We start from the raw sequence: 666 nt of genomic DNA on the forward strand, positions 1-666 counted from the left end.
AAAAGCCTTTAAATTCAAAACAAGCTCAAAGCTTAGAAGATAAAATTTAAACGCATTAAAAATTCAAGTTTTTAAATTCAAAACATTCAAGGCTTTGATAAAGCAAAATGAAGCTAGGTATTTGAAAAATTCAAGGCTTAATTTAGAGAAAATAAGATAAAATTTTAACTCGTATAAAATCAAGGCTAAGTTTTAGATAAATTCACAAAGGAAGAAAATGCCTCATCCTCTCTTAGAAACAGACTGTGTGGAATGTGCTCATAAGGGCAAGCTTATCTTAAAATCAAGCACAAAGGAGCTTGTAACAGTGAATGAAGCAGGGCTTATAAGCATAAATGATCTAGCCAGATCTAGCATAGTAGGCTGCGTTAATAATGTCTTAGGTGTGCCTAGTCCTTGTGTTAAGATAATCAATCTTTCTGAGGCAATTTGCTCAAAATTACTTGAAGTAGATGGGCAAAAGATAATTTTAGCCGAGCTTGTTTCGCAGCTTATAACTGATAAAGGCTCAGCTCTTAGCTTAAAAGGTGAGCCAAGTGCAAAGGATGTGTTTGAGGTGGAGTGAGGCAGCTTTAGGAATTTATCAACTTAGAAACTAGCCATTGATGGCAAAGAATTAAGCAAAGGCTTCAAGCAAAGCTAGTGTAAAATCTAGCTAGATTTTAA

Annotated in this window: 1 protein-coding gene; it reads left to right on the plus strand. The window is 34.2% G+C overall.

Features of this window, described 5'->3' with window-relative positions:
* Positions 1-217 precede the first annotated feature (217 nt).
* A complete protein-coding gene (locus tag DMC01_RS12715) occupies positions 218-565 on the plus strand; it encodes a hypothetical protein (RefSeq protein ID WP_142694538.1) in 348 nt (115 codons plus the stop codon).
* Positions 566-666: the final 101 nt, after the last annotated feature.

Source organism: Campylobacter troglodytis (genome assembly GCF_006864425.1).
In the GTDB taxonomy this organism is placed as follows: Bacteria; Campylobacterota; Campylobacteria; order Campylobacterales; family Campylobacteraceae; genus Campylobacter_D; species Campylobacter_D troglodytis.